This window comes from Pseudomonas sp. SP16.1 (genome assembly GCF_052682975.1).
Map to the genome: position 1 here is coordinate 4502382 of NZ_JBQYFZ010000001.1, position 23447 is coordinate 4525828.

23 protein-coding genes and 1 riboswitch are annotated in these 23447 nt (G+C 66.1%); of the genes, 20 read left to right on the forward strand and 3 right to left on the reverse strand.

Going from position 1 to position 23447, the window contains the following annotated elements; all coding sequences use genetic code 11:
- The first annotated feature begins 86 nt into the window (after window positions 1–86).
- The 13 genes from atpE to ACUTAF_RS21280 all read left to right on the forward strand — a co-directional run bounded on the left by atpE (window position 87) and on the right by ACUTAF_RS21280 (window position 11670).
- Window positions 87–344: a F0F1 ATP synthase subunit C gene (atpE, locus tag ACUTAF_RS21220; protein ID WP_003097235.1), complete on the forward strand. Its 258-nt coding sequence runs from the start codon at window positions 87–89 to the stop codon at window positions 342–344.
- Window positions 345–400: 56 nt separating this feature from the next.
- Window positions 401–871: a F0F1 ATP synthase subunit B gene (locus ACUTAF_RS21225; RefSeq protein WP_021442428.1), complete on the forward strand. Its 471-nt coding sequence runs from the start codon at window positions 401–403 to the stop codon at window positions 869–871.
- Between the two features lie 14 nt (window positions 872–885).
- Window positions 886–1422 carry a F0F1 ATP synthase subunit delta gene (locus tag ACUTAF_RS21230; RefSeq protein ID WP_021442427.1) on the forward strand — a complete coding sequence of 179 codons (537 nt, stop codon included), beginning with the start codon at window positions 886–888 and terminating at the stop codon, window positions 1420–1422.
- 21 nt (window positions 1423–1443) lie between these two features.
- A complete protein-coding gene (atpA, locus tag ACUTAF_RS21235; protein ID WP_445581820.1) occupies window positions 1444–2988 on the forward strand; it encodes a F0F1 ATP synthase subunit alpha in 1545 nt (514 codons plus the stop codon).
- 50 nt (window positions 2989–3038) lie between these two features.
- The gene (gene atpG, locus ACUTAF_RS21240; RefSeq protein ID WP_445581821.1) at window positions 3039–3899 is read left to right on the forward strand and encodes a F0F1 ATP synthase subunit gamma; all 861 of its coding nucleotides are present in this window, start codon (window positions 3039–3041) and stop codon (window positions 3897–3899) included.
- A gap of 30 nt (window positions 3900–3929) precedes the next feature.
- Window positions 3930–5306 (forward strand): F0F1 ATP synthase subunit beta, encoded by a 1377-nt coding sequence (atpD, locus tag ACUTAF_RS21245; protein WP_406666609.1) that lies wholly within the window; start codon window positions 3930–3932, stop codon window positions 5304–5306.
- A gap of 76 nt (window positions 5307–5382) precedes the next feature.
- Window positions 5383–5808, forward strand: a complete 426-nt coding sequence (locus ACUTAF_RS21250; RefSeq protein ID WP_445581822.1) for a F0F1 ATP synthase subunit epsilon — start codon at window positions 5383–5385, stop codon at window positions 5806–5808.
- Window positions 5809–6000: 192 nt separating this feature from the next.
- The gene (glmU, locus tag ACUTAF_RS21255) at window positions 6001–7362 is read left to right on the forward strand and encodes a bifunctional UDP-N-acetylglucosamine diphosphorylase/glucosamine-1-phosphate N-acetyltransferase GlmU (protein ID WP_445581823.1); all 1362 of its coding nucleotides are present in this window, start codon (window positions 6001–6003) and stop codon (window positions 7360–7362) included.
- Between the two features lie 14 nt (window positions 7363–7376).
- Window positions 7377–7886 carry a M23 family metallopeptidase gene (locus ACUTAF_RS21260; RefSeq protein WP_445581824.1) on the forward strand — a complete coding sequence of 170 codons (510 nt, stop codon included), beginning with the start codon at window positions 7377–7379 and terminating at the stop codon, window positions 7884–7886.
- 145 nt (window positions 7887–8031) lie between these two features.
- Window positions 8032–8802 carry a DeoR/GlpR family DNA-binding transcription regulator gene (locus ACUTAF_RS21265; protein ID WP_445581825.1) on the forward strand — a complete coding sequence of 257 codons (771 nt, stop codon included), beginning with the start codon at window positions 8032–8034 and terminating at the stop codon, window positions 8800–8802.
- Window positions 8803–8813: 11 nt separating this feature from the next.
- Window positions 8814–10664, forward strand: a complete 1851-nt coding sequence (glmS, locus tag ACUTAF_RS21270) for a glutamine--fructose-6-phosphate transaminase (isomerizing) (protein ID WP_445581826.1) — start codon at window positions 8814–8816, stop codon at window positions 10662–10664.
- A complete protein-coding gene (locus ACUTAF_RS21275; protein WP_445581827.1) occupies window positions 10661–10891 on the forward strand; it encodes a hypothetical protein in 231 nt (76 codons plus the stop codon). The genes glmS and ACUTAF_RS21275 overlap by 4 nt, the downstream gene beginning before the upstream one ends.
- Before the next feature lie 23 nt (window positions 10892–10914).
- Window positions 10915–11670: a YoaK family protein gene (locus tag ACUTAF_RS21280; RefSeq protein ID WP_445581828.1), complete on the forward strand. Its 756-nt coding sequence runs from the start codon at window positions 10915–10917 to the stop codon at window positions 11668–11670.
- Between the two features lie 20 nt (window positions 11671–11690).
- Here ACUTAF_RS21280 and cobM read toward each other — a convergent pair whose 3' ends face one another.
- Both cobM and ACUTAF_RS21290 read right to left on the reverse strand, forming a co-directional pair.
- Window positions 11691–12443, reverse strand: coding sequence for a precorrin-4 C(11)-methyltransferase (gene cobM, locus ACUTAF_RS21285; protein ID WP_445581829.1), 753 nt, complete (start codon window positions 12441–12443; stop codon window positions 11691–11693).
- Window positions 12440–12880, reverse strand: a complete 441-nt coding sequence (locus tag ACUTAF_RS21290; protein ID WP_445581830.1) for a cobalamin biosynthesis protein — start codon at window positions 12878–12880, stop codon at window positions 12440–12442. The genes cobM and ACUTAF_RS21290 overlap by 4 nt, the downstream gene beginning before the upstream one ends.
- 86 nt (window positions 12881–12966) lie before the next feature.
- Window positions 12967–13162: riboswitch (cobalamin riboswitch) on the forward strand.
- A gap of 97 nt (window positions 13163–13259) precedes the next feature.
- Between ACUTAF_RS21290 and cobW the strand changes: the two genes are divergently transcribed.
- The 5 genes from cobW to cobF all read left to right on the forward strand — a co-directional run bounded on the left by cobW (window position 13260) and on the right by cobF (window position 20817).
- The gene (gene cobW / locus ACUTAF_RS21295; RefSeq protein ID WP_445581831.1) at window positions 13260–14309 is read left to right on the forward strand and encodes a cobalamin biosynthesis protein CobW; all 1050 of its coding nucleotides are present in this window, start codon (window positions 13260–13262) and stop codon (window positions 14307–14309) included.
- 38 nt (window positions 14310–14347) lie between these two features.
- Window positions 14348–18094 carry a cobaltochelatase subunit CobN gene (gene cobN, locus ACUTAF_RS21300; protein ID WP_445581832.1) on the forward strand — a complete coding sequence of 1249 codons (3747 nt, stop codon included), beginning with the start codon at window positions 14348–14350 and terminating at the stop codon, window positions 18092–18094.
- A 271-nt stretch (window positions 18095–18365) separates the two neighbouring features.
- On the forward strand, window positions 18366–19364 hold the full coding sequence (locus ACUTAF_RS21305; protein WP_445581833.1) for an ATP-binding protein: 999 nt from the start codon (window positions 18366–18368) through the stop codon (window positions 19362–19364).
- Entirely contained in the window at window positions 19346–20056 is a 711-nt protein-coding gene (locus ACUTAF_RS21310) for a vWA domain-containing protein (protein WP_445582485.1), read from the forward strand. The genes ACUTAF_RS21305 and ACUTAF_RS21310 overlap by 19 nt, the downstream gene beginning before the upstream one ends.
- Window positions 20053–20817, forward strand: coding sequence for a precorrin-6A synthase (deacetylating) (cobF, locus tag ACUTAF_RS21315; protein WP_445581834.1), 765 nt, complete (start codon window positions 20053–20055; stop codon window positions 20815–20817). The genes ACUTAF_RS21310 and cobF overlap by 4 nt, the downstream gene beginning before the upstream one ends.
- Window positions 20818–20985: 168 nt before the next feature.
- On the opposite strand, the gene ACUTAF_RS21320 is transcribed toward cobF, so the two are convergent.
- Window positions 20986–21906 carry a LysR family transcriptional regulator gene (locus ACUTAF_RS21320; RefSeq protein WP_445581835.1) on the reverse strand — a complete coding sequence of 307 codons (921 nt, stop codon included), beginning with the start codon at window positions 21904–21906 and terminating at the stop codon, window positions 20986–20988.
- A gap of 140 nt (window positions 21907–22046) precedes the next feature.
- On the opposite strand from ACUTAF_RS21320, the gene ACUTAF_RS21325 reads away from it, so the two are divergent.
- A complete protein-coding gene (locus tag ACUTAF_RS21325) occupies window positions 22047–22790 on the forward strand; it encodes an SDR family oxidoreductase (protein WP_445581836.1) in 744 nt (247 codons plus the stop codon).
- Between the two features lie 77 nt (window positions 22791–22867).
- Complete coding sequence (locus ACUTAF_RS21330) at window positions 22868–23437, forward strand: flavin reductase family protein (protein ID WP_445581837.1); 570 nt, start codon at window positions 22868–22870, stop codon at window positions 23435–23437.
- Window positions 23438–23447 lie beyond the last annotated feature (10 nt).

Genomic DNA, 23447 nt, shown 5'->3' on the forward strand with positions numbered 1-23447 from the left:
TGGCCTCGGGGCGCTGTAAACAAACGATTTCGCTTTACCGCTTCAACAAAAACCTTAACCAATACGACTGTAAGTCGGGAGGAAAAATGGAAACTGTAGTTGGTTTGACCGCTATCGCCGTTGCACTGCTGATCGGCCTGGGTGCCCTGGGTACCGCCATCGGTTTCGGTCTGCTGGGTGGCAAGTTCCTGGAAGGCGCCGCGCGTCAGCCGGAAATGGTTCCGATGCTGCAGGTCAAGATGTTCATCGTCGCCGGTCTGCTCGACGCCGTGACCATGATCGGTGTTGGTATCGCACTGTTCTTCACCTTCGCGAACCCCTTCGTTGGTCAAATCGCAGGCTAATTCACTCGCTTTCGAGTGAATTGGTGTGACGGACAACGAACGAGCGAGGTGTTGGCGTGAACATTAATGCAACCCTGATTGGCCAGTCCGTTGCCTTCTTCATCTTCGTGCTGTTCTGCATGAAGTTCGTATGGCCTCCGGTCATTACGGCTCTGCAGGAGCGTCAGAAGAAGATCGCAGACGGCTTGGACGCTGCCAACCGCGCGGCTCGTGATCTGGAGCTGGCCCACGAGAAAGTGGCCCAGCAACTGCGCGACGCCAAAGGTCAGGCTGCCGAAATCATCGAGCAGGCCAAGAAGCGCGCCGCTCAGATCGTCGACGAAGCCCGTGATCAGGCTCGTGGCGAGGCTGACCGTGTGAAGGCTCAGGCTCAGGCCGAGATCGAACAGGAAATCAACGGCATCAAAGACGCCCTGCGCGCCCAAGTGGGCAGCCTGGCGGTCAGCGGTGCGGAGAAGATCCTGGGCGCATCCATCGACCAAAGCGCGCATGCGGAGCTGGTTAACAAACTGGCAGCCGAAATTTAAGCGAGGGCGCGATCATGGCAGAACTGACCACGCTGGCCCGACCTTACGCTAAGGCTGCCTTCGAGCACGCCCAGGCCCACCAGCAACTGGCCAATTGGTCAGCCATGCTCGGCCTGGCTGCAGCGGTGTCGCTCGACGACACCATGCAGCGCGTGCTCAAGGCCCCGCGTCTGACGAGTACAGAAAAGGCCACCGCCTTCATCGAGGTGTGTGGCGACAAGTTCGACGCCCAGGCACAGAACTTCATCCATGTCGTCGCCGAGAACGACCGTCTGGCCCTGTTGCCGGACATCTTCGCCCAGTTCGAGCTGTACAAGGCCGAGCAGGAGAAGTCGATCGACGTGGATGTCACCAGTGCCTTCGCATTGAGCGATGAACAGCAAGACAAACTCGCCAAGGTTCTCAGTGCACGGCTCGGCCGAGAAGTGCGTCTGCACGCCGCGGAAGATGCCACCCTGATCGGTGGTGTACTGATCCGCGCCGGCGACCTGGTTATCGATGGCTCAGTTCGCGGCAAACTCGCGAAGCTGGCCGAAGCATTGAAATCTTGAGTTTGAAGGGGCAGCAGAGCTATGCAGCAACTCAATCCTTCCGAAATTAGTGAAATCATCAAGGGGCGCATCGAGAAACTCGACGTCGCCTCCCAAGCCCGTAACGAAGGCACCATCGTTTCCGTCTCCGACGGCATCGTGCGCATTCACGGTCTCGCCGACGTCATGTACGGCGAAATGATCGAGTTCCCGGGCGGCGTCTACGGTATGGCGCTGAACCTGGAGCAGGACTCCGTCGGCGCCGTCGTGCTGGGTGCCTACACCAGCCTGGCCGAAGGCATGAGCGCCAAGTGCACCGGCCGCATCCTGGAAGTTCCGGTTGGTCCGGAACTGCTGGGCCGCGTGGTCGACGCCCTGGGTAACCCGATCGATGGCAAGGGCCCGATCAACGCCGCCGCTACCGACGCTGTCGAGAAAGTGGCTCCGGGCGTGATCTGGCGTAAGTCGGTCGACCAGCCGGTACAGACCGGCTACAAGTCGGTCGACGCCATGATCCCGGTCGGCCGTGGCCAGCGTGAGCTGATCATCGGTGACCGTCAGATCGGCAAGACCGCCCTGGCCGTCGACGCCATCATCAACCAGAAGAACAGCGGCATCCGCTGCGTCTACGTGGCCATCGGTCAGAAGCAGTCGACCATCGCCAACGTGGTGCGCAAGCTGGAAGAAGCCGGCGCCCTGGCCAACACCATCGTGGTTGCCGCCTCGGCTTCGGAATCCGCCGCACTGCAGTTCCTGGCTCCGTACGCCGGTTGCACCATGGGCGAATACTTCCGCGACCGCGGTGAAGACGCCCTGATCGTGTACGACGACCTGTCCAAGCAGGCCGTGGCCTACCGTCAGATCTCCCTGCTGCTGCGCCGTCCGCCGGGCCGCGAAGCCTACCCGGGCGACGTGTTCTATCTCCACAGCCGTCTGCTGGAGCGTGCTTCGCGCGTTTCCGAAGAGTACGTCGAGAAGTTCACCAATGGCGCCGTGACCGGCAAGACCGGCTCGCTGACCGCCCTGCCGATCATCGAAACCCAGGCTGGCGACGTTTCCGCGTTCGTTCCGACCAACGTGATCTCCATCACCGACGGTCAGATCTTCCTGGAATCGGCCATGTTCAACTCGGGTATCCGTCCGGCCGTCAACGCCGGTATCTCGGTATCCCGCGTCGGTGGCGCCGCGCAGACCAAGATCATCAAGAAGCTCTCCGGTGGTATCCGTACCGCTCTGGCTCAGTACCGTGAACTGGCGGCATTCGCCCAGTTCGCCTCTGACCTGGACGAAGCCACCCGCAAGCAGCTCGAGCACGGTCAGCGTGTCACCGAACTGATGAAGCAGAAGCAGTACGCGCCCATGTCGATCGCCGACATGTCCGTGTCCCTGTACGCTGCCGAGCGCGGCTTCCTGACCGACGTGGAAGTGAACAAAGTTGGCGCCTTCGAAGCCGCCCTGCTGGGCTACTTCAACCGTGAGCTGGCCGATCTGATGGCCAAGATCAACGTGAAAGGTGACTTCAACGACGAAATCGACGCCGCCATCAAGGCCGGCATCGAGAAGTTCAAGGCCACCCAAACCTGGTAAGCCGCAGCGGGCGTCGCAAGACGCCCGCCTGCTAACCCGATAGGTGTCAAATGGCAGGCGCAAAAGAGATTCGCAGCAAGATTGCGAGCATCAAAAGCACGCAGAAGATCACCAGCGCCATGGAAAAGGTGGCGGTCAGCAAGATGCGCAAGGCACAACAGCGCATGGCTGCTAGCCGTCCCTATGCGGAGCGTATCCGCCAGGTGATTGGTCATCTGGCCAACGCCAACCCGGAGTACCGCCACCCCTTCATGATCGAGCGCGAAATCAAGCGCGCCGGTTACGTGGTGGTGAGCAGTGACCGTGGTCTGTGCGGTGGTCTGAACACCAACCTGTTCAAGACCCTGGTCAAGGACATGGCGAAAGATCGCGAGCAAGGCGTGGAGATCGATCTCTGCGTGATTGGCAGCAAGGGTGCGGCATTCTTCCGCAACTTTGGTGGCAATGTCGTTGCTGCGATCAGCCACCTCGGCGAGGAGCCCTCGATCAACGACCTGATCGGTAGCGTCAAGGTCATGCTCGATGCCTACCTCGAAGGGCGTATCGACCGTCTGTCCGTGGTCTCGAACAAGTTCATCAACACCATGACGCAGAAGCCGACGGTGGAACAGCTGGTTCCGCTGGTGGCCGATCCGGATCAAGAGCTCAAGCATCACTGGGACTATCTGTACGAGCCCGATGCCAAGGAGCTGCTCGACGGCCTGATGGTTCGCTACGTCGAATCGCAGGTGTACCAGGCGGTGGTCGAGAACAACGCGGCCGAGCAGGCTGCGCGGATGATCGCGATGAAGAACGCCACCGACAACGCCGGTGAACTGATCAGCGATCTGCAGCTGATCTACAACAAGGCGCGTCAGGCAGCGATCACCCAAGAGATTTCGGAAATCGTCGGCGGCGCTGCCGCGGTTTAAGAACGGTTCAAATATTCAGAGGAACCAAAGATGAGTAGCGGACGTATCGTTCAAATCATCGGCGCCGTTATCGACGTGGAATTCCCGCGTGATCAGGTGCCAGCCGTATACGAGGCGCTGAAAGTAGTCGGCGCCGAAACCACCCTGGAAGTCCAGCAGCAGCTGGGCGACGGCGTGGTACGTTCCATTGCGATGGGTTCGACCGAAGGCCTCAAGCGTGGCCTGGACGTCACCCGCACCAACAAGGCCATCTCGGTGCCGGTCGGTAAAGCGACCCTGGGCCGGATCATGGACGTGCTGGGCAACCCGATCGACGAAGCCGGCCCCATCGGTGAAGAAGAGCAGTGGGAAATCCACCGCGCTGCGCCGAGCTATGCCGAGCAAGCTGGCGGCAACGAGCTGCTGGAAACCGGTATCAAGGTAATCGACCTGGTCTGCCCGTTCGCCAAGGGCGGTAAGGTCGGTCTGTTCGGTGGTGCCGGCGTCGGCAAGACCGTGAACATGATGGAACTGATCCGTAACATCGCCATCGAGCACAGCGGTTATTCCGTGTTCGCCGGTGTGGGTGAGCGTACTCGTGAGGGTAACGACTTCTACCACGAGATGAAGGACTCCAACGTTCTCGACAAGGTAGCCCTGGTCTACGGTCAGATGAACGAGCCGCCAGGCAACCGTCTGCGCGTGGCGCTGACCGGCCTGACCATGGCCGAGAAGTTCCGTGACGAAGGTCGTGACGTACTGCTGTTCGTCGACAACATCTACCGTTACACCCTCGCCGGTACCGAAGTATCCGCACTGCTCGGCCGTATGCCGTCGGCAGTAGGCTACCAGCCGACCCTGGCCGAAGAGATGGGCGTTCTGCAGGAGCGCATCACCTCCACCAAGAAAGGCTCGATCACCTCGATCCAGGCCGTCTACGTTCCCGCGGACGACCTGACCGACCCGAGCCCGGCGACCACCTTCGCCCACTTGGACGCCACCGTCGTACTGTCCCGTGACATCGCTTCCCTGGGTATCTACCCGGCCGTTGACCCGCTGGACTCCACCAGCCGTCAGCTGGACCCGAACGTCATCGGCAACGAACACTACGAGACCGCTCGTGGCGTTCAGTACGTGCTGCAGCGTTACAAGGAACTGAAGGACATCATCGCCATCCTCGGTATGGACGAGCTGTCCGAGGCGGACAAGCAGCTGGTATCGCGCGCTCGTAAGATCCAGCGCTTCCTGTCCCAGCCGTTCTTCGTGGCCGAAGTCTTCACCGGTTCGCCGGGCAAGTACGTGTCCCTCAAGGACACCATCGCCGGCTTCAGCGGCATTCTCAAGGGCGACTACGACCACCTGCCGGAACAAGCGTTCTACATGGTTGGCGGCATCGAAGAAGCCATCGAGAAGGCGAAGAAACTGTAATCACCCCATGCGCCTGGCGACGGGCGCATCAGGTTGTGGATAAACTTGTCCACAACCTGTCACGTGAGGCAAGCGTATGGCTATGACAGTCCATTGCGATATCGTCAGCGCGGAAGCGGAGATCTTCTCCGGCCTGGTCGAGATGGTGATTGCGCACGGCAACCTGGGTGATCTGGGTATCGCTCCGGGCCACGCGCCGCTGATCACCGACCTGAAGCCGGGCCCGATCCGCCTGATCAAGCAGGGCGGCGAGGCCGAGGTGTACTACATCTCCGGTGGCTTCCTCGAAGTGCAGCCGAACATGGTCAAGGTTCTCGCCGACACCGTGCAGCGTGCTGCCGATATCGACGAAGCCGCTGCCCAGGAGGCCCTCAAGGCCGCCGAGAAGGCACTGCACCAGCAGGGCGCCGAGTTCGACTACGGTAGCGCCGCCGCGCACCTGGCCGAGGTCGCCGCTCAGCTGCGTACCGTCCAGCAGCTGCGCAAGAAGTTCGGCGGCTAACGCCGGCAGCTTCAACCGCGTTGGGAGAAAGGGTAGCCTTGGCTACCCTTTTTCTTTGCCTGCAGATTTTGTGTAGGGTGTGCCGTGCGCAGCAACGAATAGTGCGGTCCGCTGGTGCGCACGGCGCACCCTACCTGCATTCCCAGTCGTTCAACCCCGGGCCGGTTCCCGGGTCGTTCAGGATCCGCTCTTATGTCCCTCGATATCGTCATCCTCGCCGCCGGTCAGGGCACGCGCATGCGCTCCGCCCTGCCCAAGGTCCTGCATCCGGTTGCCGGTAAGTCCATGCTCGGTCACGTGATCGACACCGCCCGCCAGCTGCAGCCGCAAGGCATCCACGTGGTGATCGGGCATGGTGCGGAGCTGGTCCGCGAGCGCCTGGCCGGCGACGACCTCAACTTCGTCCTGCAGGCCGAGCAGCTCGGCACCGGTCATGCCGTGGCCCAGGCGTTGCCGGCCTTGAGCGCCGAGCGCGTGCTGATCCTCTACGGCGACGTGCCGCTGATCGAAGCCGAGACCCTGCAGCGCCTGCTGGCCAAGGTGGCCGACGAGCAACTGGCCCTGCTCACCGTCGACCTGGTCGACCCCAGCGGCTACGGCCGTATCGTCCGCGACGCCGCAGGCGTGGTGCAGGCCATAGTCGAGCACAAGGATGCCACCCCCGAGCAGCGGCAGATCTGCGAGGGCAACACCGGCATCCTCGCCGTGCCCGGCAAGCGCCTGGGCGACTGGCTAGGCCGCCTGTCCAACAGCAATGCCCAGGGCGAGTACTACCTCACCGACGTGATCGCCATGGCCGTGGCCGACGGCCTGCTGGTGGCCACCGAGCAGCCGCAGGACGCCATGGAAGTGCAGGGCGCCAACGACCGCATCCAGCTCGCCGAGCTGGAGCGCCACTACCAGCAGCGCGCGGCGCGGCGCTTGATGGCCCAGGGCGTGACCCTGCGCGACCCGGCGCGTTTCGACCTGCGTGGCGAGGTGGTGGTGGGCCGCGACGTGCTGATCGACGTCAACGTGATTCTCGAAGGCCGGGTGGTCATCGAGGACGATGTGCAGATCGGCGCCAACTGCGTAATCAAGGACACGGTGCTGCGCAAGGGCGCCGTGGTCAAGGCCAGCAGCCACCTGGAAGGCGCCGAGCTGGGCGAGGGCGCCGACTGCGGCCCGTTCGCCCGTCTGCGTCCAGGCAGCCGACTGGGCGCCAAGGCCCATGTGGGTAACTTCGTCGAGCTGAAGAATGCGGTTCTCGGCGAAGGCGCCAAGGCCGGCCACCTGAGCTATCTGGGCGACGCCGAGATCGGCGCGCGCAGCAACATCGGCGCCGGCACCATCACCTGCAACTACGACGGCGCCAACAAGTTTCGCACCGTCATGGGCGAGGACGTGTTTATCGGCTCCAACAGCGCGCTGGTAGCGCCGGTTACCCTCGGCGACCGCGCCACCACCGGTGCCGGCTCGACCATCACCGCCGACGTGCCGGCCGACAGCCTGGCCGTCGGCCGGGCCAAGCAGCGCAATATCGAAGGCTGGAAGCGCCCGACCAAGAAGACCTGAAGGAGCCGGCAAGGATGCCATTACGTAAACGCTGGATAGTGCCCGGGCTGCTGCTGATCTGGGCCTTGCTGCCGGAATGGCCACGGATTCCGGTGGACGGCGCCAGTTCCAGGGACTGGAATCCCCGGACCTTCTGGTTCGAGCCCTGGGGACGTTCCGGCGTGCACAAGGGCATCGACATCTTCGCCAGTCTCGGCACGCCGGTGCGCTCCAGCAGCTACGGCGTGGTGCTGTTTCGCGGCGAGATCGAACAGGGCGGCAAGGTGGTCGTCGCCCTGGGGCCGAAGTGGCGCATTCATTACTACGCCCACCTGCACAGCGTCGAGGTCTATCCGGGCCAGCCGCTGCTGACCGGCAGCGTGCTGGGCTCGGTCGGCGACAGTGGCAACGCCCGCGGCAAACCGGCGCATCTGCACTACTCGATCGTCAGCCTGCTACCGCTGCCCTGGCGCGCGGACGACTCGACCCAGGGCTGGAAGAAGATGTTCTACCTCGACCCCAACGAGGTCCTGCCGACTCGCTGAGCGGGTTGGCCGGGCAGGGCATGCTTCGTTCAGTGCCCCTGGCGGACAAGGCCGCGGCATATCCACCCTACGTCGATTGCCGCTTGACTCGAAAGCTTCGGTAGGTTTTGATTCGCGCCATTATCTTTCGAATCGAAACTTAAGCATGTCGAAGCGCAACACGCCGCAACGTCGCCACACCATCCTCGCCCTGCTCGCCGAGCAGGGCGAGGTGTCCGTGGATGCACTGGCGCAGCACTTCGCCACCAGCGAAGTGACGATCCGCAAGGACCTGGCCGCCCTGGAGAAGAACGGCCTGCTGCTGCGCCGCTACGGTGGCGCCGTGCCGGTGCCGCAGGAGCTGATCGGCGAGCCGGCGCAGCCGCTTTCCCCCTACAAGCAGGCCATCGCCCGCGCCGGCGTGGCGCGCATTCGCGAGCACGCGCGGATCATCATCGACAGCGGCACCACCACCGCGGCGATGATCCCGCAGCTCGGCCACCGGCCAGGCCTGGTGGTGATGACCAACTCGCTGAACGTGGCCAACGCCCTGCGCGAACTGGAGCACGAGCCGGTGCTGCTGATGACCGGCGGCACCTGGGATCCGCACTCGGAGTCTTTCCAGGGTCAGGTGGCCGAGCAGGTGCTGCGTTCCTACGATTTCGACCAGCTGTTTATCGGCGCCGACGGCATCGACCTGGAGCGCGGCACCACCACCTTCAACGAGCTGCTCGGCCTGTCGCGGGTCATGGCCGAGGTCGCCCGCGAGGTCATCGTCATGGTCGAGAGCGACAAGATCGGCCGGCGCATCCCCAACCTGGAGCTGCCCTGGGGCAGCGTACATACCCTGATCACCGACGCGCGCCTGGATGCCCGGGCCGCCGAACAGATACGCGCGCGAGGTATCCAGCTGATCCTCGCGCCGCTGGAAAACTAAGGAGAGACCCCATGTGTGGAATCGTCGGCGCCATCGCTGAGCGCAATATCACCCCGGTTCTGGTCGAAGGCCTCAAGCGCCTGGAATACCGCGGCTACGACAGCGCCGGGGTGGCGCTGCTGAGCGAGCAGGGCGCACTGGATCGTCGCCGCCGCGTCGGCAAGGTCAGCGAACTGCAGGCCGCCCTGCAGGCCGAGCCGCTGGCCGGGCGCCTGGGCATCGCCCACACCCGCTGGGCCACCCACGGCGCGCCGAGCGAGCGTAACGCCCACCCGCACTTCTCCGGCGAGGAGCTGGCAGTGGTGCACAACGGCATCATCGAGAACCACGAGGAGCTGCGCGAGCGCCTCAAGGGCCTCGGCTACCTGTTCAGCTCAGATACCGACACCGAGACCATCGTCCACCTGCTCGAACACAAGCTGCAGCAGCTCGGCGACCTGACCGCCGCACTCAAGGCCGCCATTCCCGAGCTGCACGGTGCCTATGGTCTAGCCGTAATCAGCGCCAAGCAGCCGGATCGACTGCTCGCCGCACGCAGCGGCAGCCCGCTGGTGATCGGCTTGGGGCTCGGCGAGAATTTCCTCGCCTCGGATCAGCTGGCCCTGCGCCAGGTCACCGACCGCTTCATCTACCTGGAAGAGGGCGATATCGCCGAGATCCGTCGCGACGCCGTGCAGATCTGGAACGCCGCCGGTCAGCCGGTGCAGCGCGAAGCCGTGCAGTACCACGAGGGCGCCGAGGCGGCGGACAAGGGCGAGTACCGCCACTTCATGCTCAAGGAAATCTTCGAGCAGCCCCAGGTAGTGCAGCGCACCCTGGAAGGCCGCCTGGGCAGCGATCAGGTGCTGGTGCAGGCGTTCGGCCCGCAGGCCGCCGAGCTGTTCGCCAAGGTCAGGAACGTGCAGATCGTCGCCTGCGGCACCAGCTACCACGCCGGCATGGTCGCCCGTTACTGGCTCGAGGAGCTGGCCGGGATTCCCTGCCAGGTCGAAGTGGCCAGCGAGTTCCGCTACCGCAAGGTGGTGGTGCAGCCCGACACCCTGTTCGTCAGCATTTCTCAATCCGGCGAGACCGCCGACACCCTGGCGGCGCTGCGCAACGCCAAGGAGAAGGCGCCGGGCCAGGGCGGCTATCTGGCCAGCCTGGTGATCTGCAACGTCGGCACCAGCTCGCTGGTGCGCGAATCCGACCTGTGCCTGCTGACCCAGGCCGGCCCGGAAATCGGCGTGGCCTCGACCAAGGCCTTCACCACCCAGCTGGTCGGCCTGATGCTGCTGACCCTGGCCCTCGGCCAGGTGCACGGCAGCCTGGACAAGAGCCTGGCCGCCGAGCTGGTGGAAGAGCTGCGCCGCCTGCCGACCCGCCTGGGCGAGGCGCTGGCGATGGACAAGACCGTCGAGAAGATTGCCGAGCTGTTCGCCGAGAAGCACCACAGCCTGTTCCTCGGCCGTGGCGCGCAGTACCCGGTGGCCATGGAAGGCGCGCTCAAGCTCAAGGAAATCTCCTATATCCACGCCGAGGCCTACCCGGCCGGCGAACTCAAGCACGGCCCGCTGGCCCTGGTCGACGGCGATATGCCGGTGGTCACCGTGGCGCCGAACAACGAGCTGCTGGAGAAGCTCAAGTCCAACCTGCAGGAAGTGCGCGCCCGCGGCGGCGAGCTGATCGTCTTCGCCGACCAGCAGGCCGGTCTGCGCAACGGCGAGGGCATCCACGTGGTGGCCATGCCGCATATCCACGACCTGCTGGCGCCGATCCTCTACACCGTGCCACTGCAACTGCTGTCCTACCATGTTGCCGTGTTCAAGGGCACCGACGTCGACCAGCCGCGCAACCTGGCCAAGAGCGTGACCGTCGAGTGAAGCGCGCAGACGTGATCCAACGCTTGGCCGATGGCGCGGTGTTCGACACCCAGGTCATCGCCAACCCGGCCAATACGCGCGAGTGGATCGTGTTCTTCAAGAAGGGCGAGGGCAGGAGCTACTTCCTGGTGGACGATGCCGAACAGGTGGAGTCTTTCCCCAGTCTGGACAGCCTGATGGTCGAGCTGCGGGGGTTGGGTATCAAGCGGGTAGAAACCCATCTGTAAAGCCGTCCAGCACGAGGTGCTGCATGCCCTTCAACTATGCTAGGCGCCTGACTGGTCGCGAGCGAACTGTGGCGGCCAATCGGCAACTGGGCTTCGCCCTTGCGGCGATTGCCGGTGCGATCAATGCCGGTGGTTTTCTCGCCGTGCAGCAATACACCTCGCACATGACCGGGATCGTCTCGTCCATGGCCGACAACCTGGTGCTCGGCGCCTTTGCGCCGGTTCTGGCGGGATTGGGCGGCGTGCTGTCGTTCCTGTTCGGTGCGCTCTGCTCGACCCTGATGATCCACTACTCCCGACGTCGCCGCCTGCACAGCGAGTACGCCCTGCCATTGTTGCTGGAGGCGGCGCTGCTGCTGTGTTTCGGCCTGCTGGGCGCCGGCTTGGCGCAAGTCGCCGGGTTGTTCGTTCCGCTCACGGTGATGCTGCTGTGCTTCATTATGGGCCTACAGAACGCCTTGATCACCAAGCTGTCCCGGGCGGAGATCCGCACAACGCATGTCACCGGACTGATCACCGATATCGGCATCGAGCTGGGCAAGCTGTGCTACTGGAACCGCAGCGTCGGACACGCCCGGGTCCTGGCGGACCGGGAGCGCTTGAGAATCCTCGCCTTGCTGCTGCTGTGCTTCTTCCTCGGCGGGACATTCGGCGCGCTGGGATTCAAGTACCTGGGCTACGTCTCCACCGTGCCGCTGGCCATCTTGCTGGTGCTACTGGCGGGCGTGCCGGCGCTGGACGATATGCGCCTGCTGGTCCGCGGCAGACGGCGCGACTGAACAACATCGCCAAGCGGGCTTCACGCATCTGGCCTGAACAGGTGGCGGTGTCCGGCGTGGTACAGCGCCGACTCGGCGAATCCCTCGGCACCCAGCACCCGGCCGACCAGGATCAGCGCGGTACGGCGGAAATCCTTGGCGGCGACCCTTTCCTCGATATCGGCCAGGGTGCCCAGCACCCAGTCCTGATCGGGCCAGCTCGCCCTGTGGATAACCGCGATGGGGCAGTCGGCGCCGTAGTGCGGCAGCAGCTCGCCGACTATGGCCGGCAGTTGACGCACGCCGAGGTGGATGGCCAGGGTGGCGCGGTGCCGCGCCAAGTCGTGCAACTGCTCGCCCTCGGGCATCGGCGAGGTGGTGCCGTAGCGGGTAAGGATCAGGGTCTGCGACACGCCGGGCAGGGTCAGCTCGCTTTCCAGCAAGGCGGCGCAAGCGGCGGTGGCGGTGACCCCGGGAACGATCTCGAAGGGGATGCCGAGGGCGCGCAGCTCGCGAATCTGTTCGCCGATGGCACCGTACAGCGAGGGGTCGCCGGAATGCACGCGGGCCACGTCCTGGCCGCGCTTATGGGCCTGATGCAGCAGGTTGACGATTTCTGCGAGATTCAGCTCGGCGGTATTCACCACCCGCTCGGCGCTATGGCCCTGCAGCACCGCTTCGGGCACCAGCGAGCCGGCGTAGAGGATCACCGGGCACGAACGGATCAGGCGCTGGCCCTTGACGGTGATCAGCTCGGGGTCGCCGGGGCCGGCGCCGATAAAGTAGACGGTCATGCTGCGGGCTCTCTCTCGAAAGTGGCCAGCGCACAGGTGGCGTTGGCCGTGCGGTTTTTCTCGCCGAGCAGACGAGGTGTGGCGCCCAGGCGGGCGGCCAGGGCCAGGGCGCAGGGCTCGGCCACCGCGGGGCTGCCGGTGACGGACTGGACCAGGGCGCTGCCGCCGGTGGCCGACTGCTGAGGCGCGAGTTCTTCACTGCTGAAGAACTGCAGCCTCAGCTTCAGCTGCTCGGCCAGTTCCTGCAGTGCCGTTTCCTCGCGCTTGTGGGCGATGCTGGCCAATCCGGCCAGGTTATCCACCGTCAGCTCATGCTGGTTCAGGCTGTGGATAAGCAGGGCTAGCAGCTCGTCCAGGCTGCAGCCACGCCGGCAGCCCAGTCCGGCCACCACCTGCGGCGGCGATGCTGAGCGGCATGTGGAAGAGGCGGGCAGCATAAGCGGTATTCGGGCTGAGTGGCGGCGTAGCTCAACATGGTGCCCCCCACCGGTCAACCGCGATTGACCGACCGCCGCGGCCTGCGTAGCCTTCTCGCGTTCGAGGTTCTTCCCGGCATTGCCGCCGGGAAGCTAAGAGGGAACAGGGTCGATGCCCTGGCTGCCCCCGCAACTGTAAACGGTTATGCCCTTCGTTAGACCACTGCCAACCGGCGGGAAGGTGAAGGGATGCGCGCCGCGCAAGCCGTGAGCCAGGAGACCTGCCTCGTTTCGTCAGCCAACTGTTCGGACGGGGTGATCCGACGCGGCCAGCATGCTCGCGCGTGCCTGTCTGCCCGTACACCCGTCCGCCGAATCTATCGTCGCCACGGGGCCCGCCATGAAAACCCTCGCCAAACTGCCCGTCACCATCGTCACCGGATTTCTCGGTGCCGGCAAAACCACCTTGCTGCGCCATCTGCTGGCTCACGCCGAAGGGCGCCGTATCGCGGTGATCGTCAACGAGTTCGGCGAGCTGGGCATCGACGGCGAGATCCTCAAGCAGTGCGCCATCGGCTGCAGCGAGGAAGAGGCCATGGGCCGCGTCTTCGAGCTGGCCAACGGCTGCCTGTGCTGCACCGTACAGGAGGAGTTCTTCCCGGTGATGCGCGAGCTGGTGGCGCGCCGTGGCGACCTGGACCATATCCTCATCGAGACCAGTGGCCTGGCCCTGCCCAAGCCGCTGGTGCAGGCCTTCAACTGGCCGGAAATCCGCAACGCCTGCACCGTCGATGCGGTGATCACCGTGGTCGACAGCCCGGCGGTGCTGGCCGGCACCTTCGCCGCCTTCCCCGAGCAGGTGGACGCGCAGCGCCAGCTCGACCCCAACCTCGACCACGAGTCGCCGCTGCACGAGCTGTTCGCCGATCAGTTGGCCAGCGCCGACCTGGTGATCCTCAACAAGGCCGACCTGCTCGACGCCGAGGCGCTGGCCGCGGTACGCGCGGAGGTGGCCGAGGAATTGCCGCCGGCGGTCAAGGTGATCGAGGCGCATGGCGGCGAGCTGCCGCTGGACGTGCTGCTGGGCCTGAACAGCGAGACCGAGCTGCATATCGACGGCCGCCGCACCCATCACGACGACGAGGACGACGACCACGATCACGAGGAATTCGCTTCGTTCCACGTGGAACTACCGGAGGCCGAGGAGGCGCGCCTGCTGGCCGCGCTGAAGGACGCGGTGGCCAAGCACGGCATCCTGCGGGTCAAGGGCTTCGCGGCGATCCCTGGCAAACCCCTGCGCCTGCTGGTGCAGGGTGTCGGCCAGCGCTTCGACCGCCACTTCGACCGCGCCTGGCAGGCCGACGAGCCGCGCCTGAGCCGCCTGGTGGTGATCGGCCAGCAGCTCGACCGCGCGGCCATCGAAGCCGAGCTGAAGGCGGCGCTGGCCTGAGCTGTAGGAGGGGCTAAAGCCCCTCCCACGGAACGAACATGCACCTACTGCGCACCCAACCCGGCGCCCAGCTACCGGCCGACAGCATCGCCGACCTCGGCCAGACCCCGGCCGAGCTGGTGATTCTGTGCACCGGCGATTCGCACCTGTCCTTGCTGGCCGAGGCCGCGCGGCAGCTGCCGGCCGACTACCCCAGCCTGCGCCTGGCCAGCCCGGCGCAACTGAGCAACCACGCCTCGGTGGACTACTACGTCGAGCAGGTACTGCAGCACGCCAAGGTCATCCTGATCTCGGTGCATGGCGGGGTGAGCTACTGGCGCTACGGCATCGAGTGCCTGGTGGAGCTGGGCGCGCGCGGCGCCAGGGTGATCATGGTGCCGGGCGACGACAAGCCCGACCCGGAGCTGAGTGCGCTCGGCAACGTCGGCGAAGAGGACAGCCAGCGCCTCTGGCAATACCTGCGCCAGGGCGGGCTGGACAACGCGCGCCAGCTGTTTCGCTGCATCGGCAGCCGCTGGCTGGGGCGTGACGACAGTTGGCGGGAGCCGCAACCGCTGCCGCGTGTCGGCCTCTATCACCCGCAGCACAGTCCGGCCGAGCTGGCTGACTGGCAGGCGCAGTGGCAACCCGGTGCGCCCGTGGTGGCGCTGCTGTTCTACCGCAACCATGTGCAGTCGGCGAACACCGCCTTCGTCGATGCCTTCTGCGCGCACCTGGTCGCTCAGGGCCTTAGCCCGCTGCCGATTGCGGTGGCCAGCCTCAAGGAACCGGCCTGCCTGGAGCAGGTGCAGGCCTGGCTGGATGAGACGGATACCGCGCTGATCATCAACACCACCGGCTTCGCTTTATCCAACCCCGAGGCGCCGCGGGCGCGGGTGTTCCGTCGCGATATCCCGGTGCTGCAGGCCATCTGCGCGCTGGACAACCAGGCGCAGTGGCAGGCCAGCGCCCAGGGCCTGGGCTCGCGTGACCTGGCCATGCATGTGGTGCTGCCCGAATTGGATGGCCGGCTGATCGGCACCGCCATCAGCTTCAAGGGTCTGGCCTGGCGCAGCGAGCGTAGCCAGAGCGATGTGCTGTGCTACCAGGCGCACGAAGCGGGGATGGCCTTCGTTGCTGCGCTGGCGCGTAACTGGTGCCAGTTGGCGATTAAAAGCAACGATCAGAAGCGAATAGCGCTGATCCTGGCCAACTACCCGACCCGTGATGGCCGTATCGGCAACGGTGTGGGCCTGGATACGCCGGCCGCCGCGCTGAATATCCTCCGCTCTCTGCAGGCGCAGGGTTACCCGGTGGATAACCTGCCTGATAGCGGCACCGCACTTGTCCACAGCCTGCTCGGTGGTGTCACCAATGATCTGGATGGCCTGGATACACGGCCCTGCGCGCAAAGCCTGGCGCTGGACCACTACCTGGTTTTTTTCCACAGCCTGCCGCCGGCCAACCAGCAGGCGGTGCGCGAGCGCTGGGGCGAGCCGCAGCAGGACCCGATGTTCCGCAGTGGGCGGATGATGGTCGCCGGCCTGCGCTTCGGCCTGTGCTTCGTCGGCATCCAGCCGGCGCGCGGCTACCAGCTCGACCCGGCGGCTGTCTACCACGACCCCGACCTGGTGCCGCCGCATGGCTATATCGCCTTCTACGCCTGGCTGCGCACGGCCTTCGCCGCCGATGCGCTGATCCACGTCGGCAAGCACGGCAACCTGGAATGGCTGCCGGGCAAGAGCGTCGGCCTGTCCGAGGGCTGCTGGCCGCAGGCGCTGATCGGCCCGCTGCCGAACGTCTATCCCTTTATCGTCAACGATCCGGGTGAGGGCGCGCAGGCCAAGCGCCGCACCCAGGCGGTGATCATCGACCACCTGATGCCGCCGCTGACTCGCGCCGAAAGCTATGGTCCGCTACGCGATCTGGAGCGCCTGGCCGACGAGTATTACGAGGCCAGCCAGCTCGATCAGCGCCGCGCCGTGGAGCTACGCCGCGAGATCCTGGCCAAGGTGCGCGAGGCCAGCCTTGACCGCGAACTGGGTCTGCAACTTAACGATGATGCTGACAGTTGGCTACCGCAGCTCGACGCCTACCTGTGCGATCTCAAGGAATCGCAGATCCGCGATGGCCTGCACGTGTTCGGCGAGTCGCCGGCCGGCCAGCTGCGCCGCGATACCCTGCTGGCGCTGCTGCGCATCCCCCGTGGCGATGGCCAGGGCGCCAACGCCAGCCTGCTGCGCGCGCTGGCCCGTGGCCTGGAACTGGGCCTCGACCCGCTCGATTGCGATATGGGCCAGCCTTGGAATGGGCCGCGTCCACAGGTGTTGCAGGCTGTGGATAACAGCCTGTGGCGCTCCGTGGGTGATACCCGCGAACGCCTGGAGCTGCTGGCGCTCGCATTGATCGAGCGGCGCCTGAATGGTGAGCGCATCGGCGATTTCGGTGCCGAGGTGGCGCTGATCCTCGATGGTCTGGCCGAGCACGTTGCGCCCCTGCTCGATGCCTGCGGCGAAGCCGAGATGGGTGGCCTATTGGCGGCTTTGGAAGGGCGTTTCGTGCCCGCCGGGCCGAGTGGCGCACCGAGCCGTGGGCGCCTCGACGTACTGCCCACCGGGCGCAACTTCTTCACCCTCGACGTGCGCCACCTGCCCACGCCCACCGCCTGGCGCCTCGGCGTGCAGGCGGCGGATCGTCTCTTGGAGCGCCATCTGCAGGACGAGGGCGACCACCTGCGCCAGCTCGGCCTGTCAGTGTGGGGCACGGCGACCATGCGCACCGGTGGCGACGATATCGCCCAGGCGCTGGCACTGATGGGCGTGCGCCCGGTATGGCAGCCGGGCAGCCAGCGCGTCGAGCGCTTCGAAGTCTTGACCCTGGAGCAGCTCGGCCGGCCCCGTGTGGACGTGACCCTGCGCGTATCGGGCTTCTTCCGCGATGCCTTCAGCAACCTGATCCGCCTGTTCGACGAGGCCGTGCAGGCGGTGATCGAGCTGGACGAGCCGGAGGAGATGAACCCGCTGTCGGCGCGGGTCTGGCGCGAGTCGCTGGCATTGAAGGACAGCGGCCTGGACGAGGTCGAAGCGCGGCGTCAGGCCGGCTGGCGGGTGTTCGGCGCCAAGCCGGGGGCCTACGGCGCCGGGGTGCAGAACGCCATCGAGGAGCGCCTGTGGCAGAGCCGCGCGGATCTGGCCGAGGTCTACCTCAACTGGGGCGGCTACGCCTACGGCAGTGGCGCCGAGGGCACGCCGGCGCGGGCGCAGTTCGCCGAACGCCTGGAGCAGCTGCAGGCGGTGCTGCACAACCAGGACAACCGTGAGCACGACATCCTCGATTCCAACGATTACTACCAGTTCCAGGGCGGCATGCTGGCAGCGGTGGAAACCCTGCGCGGGCTCAAGGTGGCCAGCTACCTGGGCGACAACAGCCAGCCGGACACCCCGCGCATCCGCAGCCTCAAGGAAGAACTCAACCGCGTGGTGCGCGCCCGCGCCGCCAATCCCAAGTGGATCGCGGGCATAAAGCGCCACGGCTACAAGGGCGCCTTCGAGCTGGCGGCGACCGTCGACTATCTGTTCGCCTTCGACGCCACCAGCGAACTGGTCGATGACCATCAGTACGCGCTGCTCACCGATGCCTACCTGCTCGACAAAGACACCCGCGACTTTATCCAGCAGCACAACCCCGGCGCCCTCAACGACATCCTCGAACGCCTGCTGGAAGCCCAGCAGCGCGGACTGTGGCAGAACCCCGGCGAGTACCGCGAGGCGCTGGAAAACCTGCTGCTCGATAGCGAGGAGTCATGACGCGAGGCATTCCCCTAGGGTGGGTTAGCCGCCTGTCGCAGTGCCTGGTCGGTTCGCCGAAGCGGCTGCGGCGTAACCCACCATCGGCGCCACACGGTATATCGCCTGGTGGGTTACGCAGCGCGCTGCGTTCTGGAGTGGTTTTTAGATATGCGTTCCGCGCCGCTAACCCACCCTACGGTTGCGATGCACCCATCGTGGGAGGGGCTTTAGCCGCGAGCTTTTCGCCGCTGAAGCGCCTCCCACAAATACCACTCCACGGATCACTGCCATGACCGAATACCACTTCCCCCTCGCCGCCGTGGTCGGCGCCGACTCGCTGAAGCTGGCGCTGTGCCTGGCGGCCATCGATCCGGCCATCGGCGGCGTGCTGATCGAGGGCCCGCGCGGCATGGCCAAGTCGACCCTGGCCCGTGGCCTGGCCGATCTGCTGGACGGCGGGCGCTTCGTTACCCTGCCGCTGGGGGCGAGCGAGGAGCGCATCGTCGGCACCCTGGATCTGGATGCGGCCCTCGGCGAAGGCCGCACGCAGTTCTCGCCCGGCCTCTTGGCCCGCGCCGACGGCGGCGTGCTCTATGTCGATGAGGTCAACCTGCTGCCCGATCATCTGGTCGACCTGCTGCTCGATGCCGCCGCCAGCGGGGTCAATCACGTCGAGCGTGACGGCATCTCCCACCGCCATGCCGCGCGCTTCGTGCTGATCGGCACCATGAACGCCGAGGAGGGCGAGCTGCGCCCGCAACTGCTCGATCGTTTCGGCCTCAATCTGGCGCTGGACGGCCAGCCGCAGCCGGCCGAGCGCGCCGAGATCGTGCGTCGCCGCCTGGCCTTCGATGCCGATCCCGCAGCCTTTCTGCAACGTTGGCAGGGCGAGCAGGAAGCTCTCGCCGAGCGCTGCCGCAATGCCCGCCAGCGCCTGGTGGATATTCCGCTGGATGACGCTGCCCTGGGTGAGATCAGCCAGCGCTGCTTCGCTGCCGGCGTCGATGGCCTGCGCGCCGATCTGGTCTGGCTGCGCGCCGCCCGTGCCCATGCGGCCTGGCGTGGCGCGGCGGCTATCGAGCCGGTGGATATCGAGGCGGTGGAGGACTTCGTCCTGCGCCACCGTCGTCAGCCACAACCGCCTACCGCCACGCCGCCCGAGCAGAGCCAGGTGCCGCAGCAGGCGCCAGAGCAGAGTCAGGGTGAAGGCCAGTGGGGCGAGTTGCCGGCGCAGCCACAGGCCATGGGCGAGCGGCGGGTGCCGCCGCGCTGGGCAAAAAAGCCCTGAGCATCCGCCCGCGCACAGCCACAGGCGCGGATGCCCGTAACCGGCCCGGACGACTCGGCGGCGGCCTGCGTGGCGCCGCCCGCAGCGGCGCGGGCGGGCGAATCGACTGGCCGGCGAGCCTGCTTAAGGGCCGTCCGCAACGCCGGGAGCAACTGGTGCTGCGCCCGCGCAGCCGGCAGGCCGAGCAGCTGTGGCTGGTGCTGGTCGATGCCTCCGCCTCCACCCGCCGCCATGGCGCCCTGAGCCTGGCCAAGGGCGTGCTAGCCGAGCTGTTCGACAGCGTCTACCGCCAGCGCGCGCGCCTGGCCGTGCTGCAGGCCGGCGGTCGTGAGGCGCAGTGGCTGTGGCAGGGGCGCAAGGCCGGCGCCGAACTGCATCGCTGGTTGCAGGAACTCAGCGCCGGTGGCGGCACGCCGCTGCTCGATGCGCTGCAGCAGGCCGGCGACTGGCTGCAGCGTCGCCAGCGCCTGAAACCCAGTGAACGCCAGCGCCTGCTGATCCTCACCGATGGCCGTCTGCGCGACTGGCCGGCGCTGACGCCCTTGCCGTGCCCGAGCCTGCTGCTCGACACCGAGCGCGCGCCCATCCGCCTGGGCCGCGCGCGCCAGCTGGCGCAGGCGCTGCAGGCCGACTACCACCATATCGACGACCTGGCGCCCGGCATGCCCGGGCGCACCTGGAGAACCCCATGAAAACCCTGCTGCTGGTCGGCATCGGCGCCGGCGACCCGGACTACATCACCGTCCAGGCGATCAAGGCGCTGCGCCGCAGCGACCTGATCTTGCTGATGGACAAGGGCCCGGCCAAGCACAAGCTCAACGCCCTGCGCCGGGAGATCTGCGCGCGCTTTCTCGACGGCCACACGCCGCGTTTCGCCGAAGGCCTGCAGCCGGAGCGCGAGCGCGCCGCCGCCGACTACCGCGCCAGCGTCGACGAGCTCAACCGCGACAAGCAGGCGGTGTTCGAGCAACTGATCGACCAGCAGCTGGCCGATGGCGAAACGGCCGCCTTGATGGTCTGGGGCGACCCCTCGCTGTACGACAGCAGCATCCGCATCGCCGAGGCCATCGCCGGCAGTCGCAGCGATTTCGCCTTTGAGGTGATCCCCGGCATCACCAGCCTGCAGGCGCTGACCGCGCGCCACCGCATCCCGCTCAACAGCATCGGCCGCGCCGTGGAGATCACCACCGGCCGCTTGCTCGCCGAAGGCTGGCCGCCGGGGGTGGACAGCGTGGCGGTGATGCTCGATGCCAAGGACAGCTACCGCCGCTTCGTCGGCCAGGGCCTTTCCATCTACTGGGGCGCCTACGTCGGCACCGCCGATGAAATCCTCATCGCCGGCCCGCTGGACGAGCTGGCCGAGCGCATCGCCAGCACCCGCGCCGCGGCGCGCGAGCGCAATGGCTGGATCATGGACAGCTATCTGCTGCGCAAAGAGGGGGCGCAGGAGTGAATTGGAGACGCTACAAGCAGCGCCTTATCCCCCTGCGCATGGTCCATGTGTCGGGTGGAAAACCGCGAAGCCTTCTCCACCATCATCCGGTCGGCTGCGTCACCCCGTCTTGCAACCCAGCAGGGTGGTCGGTCAGCCCCCAGGCACCGCTGGCCGCAGCCAGGCGGTTCAGTGGCGAGCGCCCTGTGGAAAACGCGCCGGATCGGCAAAGCAGGCGTGCAGGTGATCGAATACCAGGCGCACGCGGGGTGATACAGGGCCTTGCTGCGGGCGGTAGATGAACAGCTGCCAGGGATCGGGCGCCTGTTCTTCCAGCACCGCCTGCAGGCGGCCGCTTTCCAGGTACGGCTGGGCCAGGTAGGCGGGCAACTGACCGTAGGCCAGGCCGGCGAGTACGGCCTCCAGCTCGGCTTCGGGGTCGTCGCACACCAGCGCCGGTGCGGGCGGATGCAGGCTGGGCCCCTGGGCGAAGGTCCAGGGCCAGGGACGACCGTTCTTGCGGTCGATCAGCACCGACAGCGGCCGCTGTTGCAGGTCGTCGAGGGTGCGCGGCGCGCCGCTGGCGGCGATCAGCTCCGGCGTGGCCACCACCTGCAACGGCACCGGCGCCAGGGCGCGGGCGACGTAGCGGCTGTCGCGCAGGAAGCCGACGCGGATGCCGATGTCGATCTGCGCCTCCACCGCGTCGGTGATCTCGTCCTCCAGGCGCAGGTTCAGCACCAGTTGCGGGTGCTGTTTGAGCAAGGGTTGCAGAAAGCCGACCAGAAAGCGCTTGCCGATGGCCTGCGGCGCGGTGATGCCGATGCGCCCGCTGATGGCCGATTCGGCCTCGGCGCGGTGGCCGCGAAACAGCGCGTCGAAATCTTCCAGCATCTGCCGGGCGCGCACTGCGTAGGCCTCGCCGAAGGCGGTGATATGCACCTGGCGGGTGTTGCGATGAAAGAGAATCTCGCCGAGCTCCTCCTCCAGCGCCTTGATCGCGCGGGTCACCGCCTGTGGGGAAACCCCCAGGCGAGTCGCTGCCTCGCGGAAATTGCTGCAGTCGGCTGCGCTGCAGAAGATGCGGATCATCTCCATGCGGTTGAGCATGTCGGGGCGCCTTTGTGTTCCAGAATGTGGAATAGCCTAATCCAAACTCTTCCATTCATTGAAACTGAAATCGCCCCTAACCTGAGCCCATGTCCGGCGTATGGCGCGGACACTCCAACGAATCGAGAGAGGGCTTACCCATGAGCAACAACATTTCCGGCAAGGTCGTGGTCATCACCGGCGCCAGCAGCGGCCTGGGCGAAGCCACCGCACGTCACCTCAGCCAACTGGGCGCCAAGCTGGTGCTGGCCGCGCGGCGCCAGGAGCGTCTCGAGCAGCTGGTCAGCGAGCTGGTCGCCGCCGGTGGCGAGGCCGTGGCCTACCCGACCGACGTGACCCGTGCCGACGAGGTCAAGGCGCTGATCCAGGGCGCACTGGACACCTTCGGCCGCGTCGACGTGCTGGTCAACAACGCCGGGCTGATGGCCATCGCGCCGCTGAGCGACGTGCGCGTCGAGGAGTGGGAGCGCATGATCGACATCAACATCAAGGGCGTGCTGTACGGCATCGCCGCGGCGCTGCCGGTGTTCCAGCAGCAGAACAGCGGGCACTTCATCAACATCGCCTCGGTGGCCGGGATCAAGGTGTTCAGCCCGGGCGGCACCGTCTACAGCGGCACCAAGTTCGCCGTGCGCGCCATTTCCGAGGGCCTGCGCCATGAGGTCGGTGGCCGCATCCGCACCACCACCATCGAGCCCGGCGCGGTGGACTCCGAGCTGAAGTTCGGCAGCTCGCACCAGCAGAGCCGCGACTTCGTCGTCGACTTCTACAAGCAGGCGATTCCGGCCGAGTCGGTGGCGCGCGCCATCGCCTACGCCATCGAGCAGCCGGCCGATGTCGACATCAACGAGATCGTCCTGCGCCCCACCGTGCAGGAATTCTGATCCACTGCCGCAGGCGCTTGCGATGCGGGTCTTCACGGGCCAGCATGCGAGCGCCTTTTCCGCTTTCAGGAGTCTGCATGAGCGCGTCCATCCGTCCCGTCGACCTGGCCAAGGCCTACCGCCTGCTCAACCATGGCCCCACCGTGCTGGTGTCCGCCCGCCACCAGGCTGTGGATAACGTCATGGCGGCGGCCTGGTGCTGCGCCCTGGATTTCGACCCACCGAAGCTCACCCTGGTGCTGGACAAGGCCACCCGCACCCGCGCGCTGATCGAAGGCAGCGGCCTGTTCGCCATCCAGATTCCGACCGTAGCGCAGCTGCAGCTGACCCAGGCGGTGGGCAATACCAGCCTCGCCGACGAGCCGGCGAAGCTGGCCCGCGCCGGTGTCGAGTTGTTCGAAATGGACGGCCACGACCTGCCCCTGGTGGCCGGCTGTTCGGCCTGGCTGGTCTGCCGCTTGCTCGATGAGCCGCACAACCAGCAGGCCTATGACCTGTTCATCGGCGAGGTGGTCGCGGCCTGGGCGGACGAGCGGGTGTTCCGCGACGGCCGCTGGCACTTCGAGACCGCCGATCCGGCTCTGCGCAGCCTGCATCATGTCGCCGGTGGTCATTACTATGCCGTTGGCGATGCGCTGCAGGCCTGAACGCTTGGCA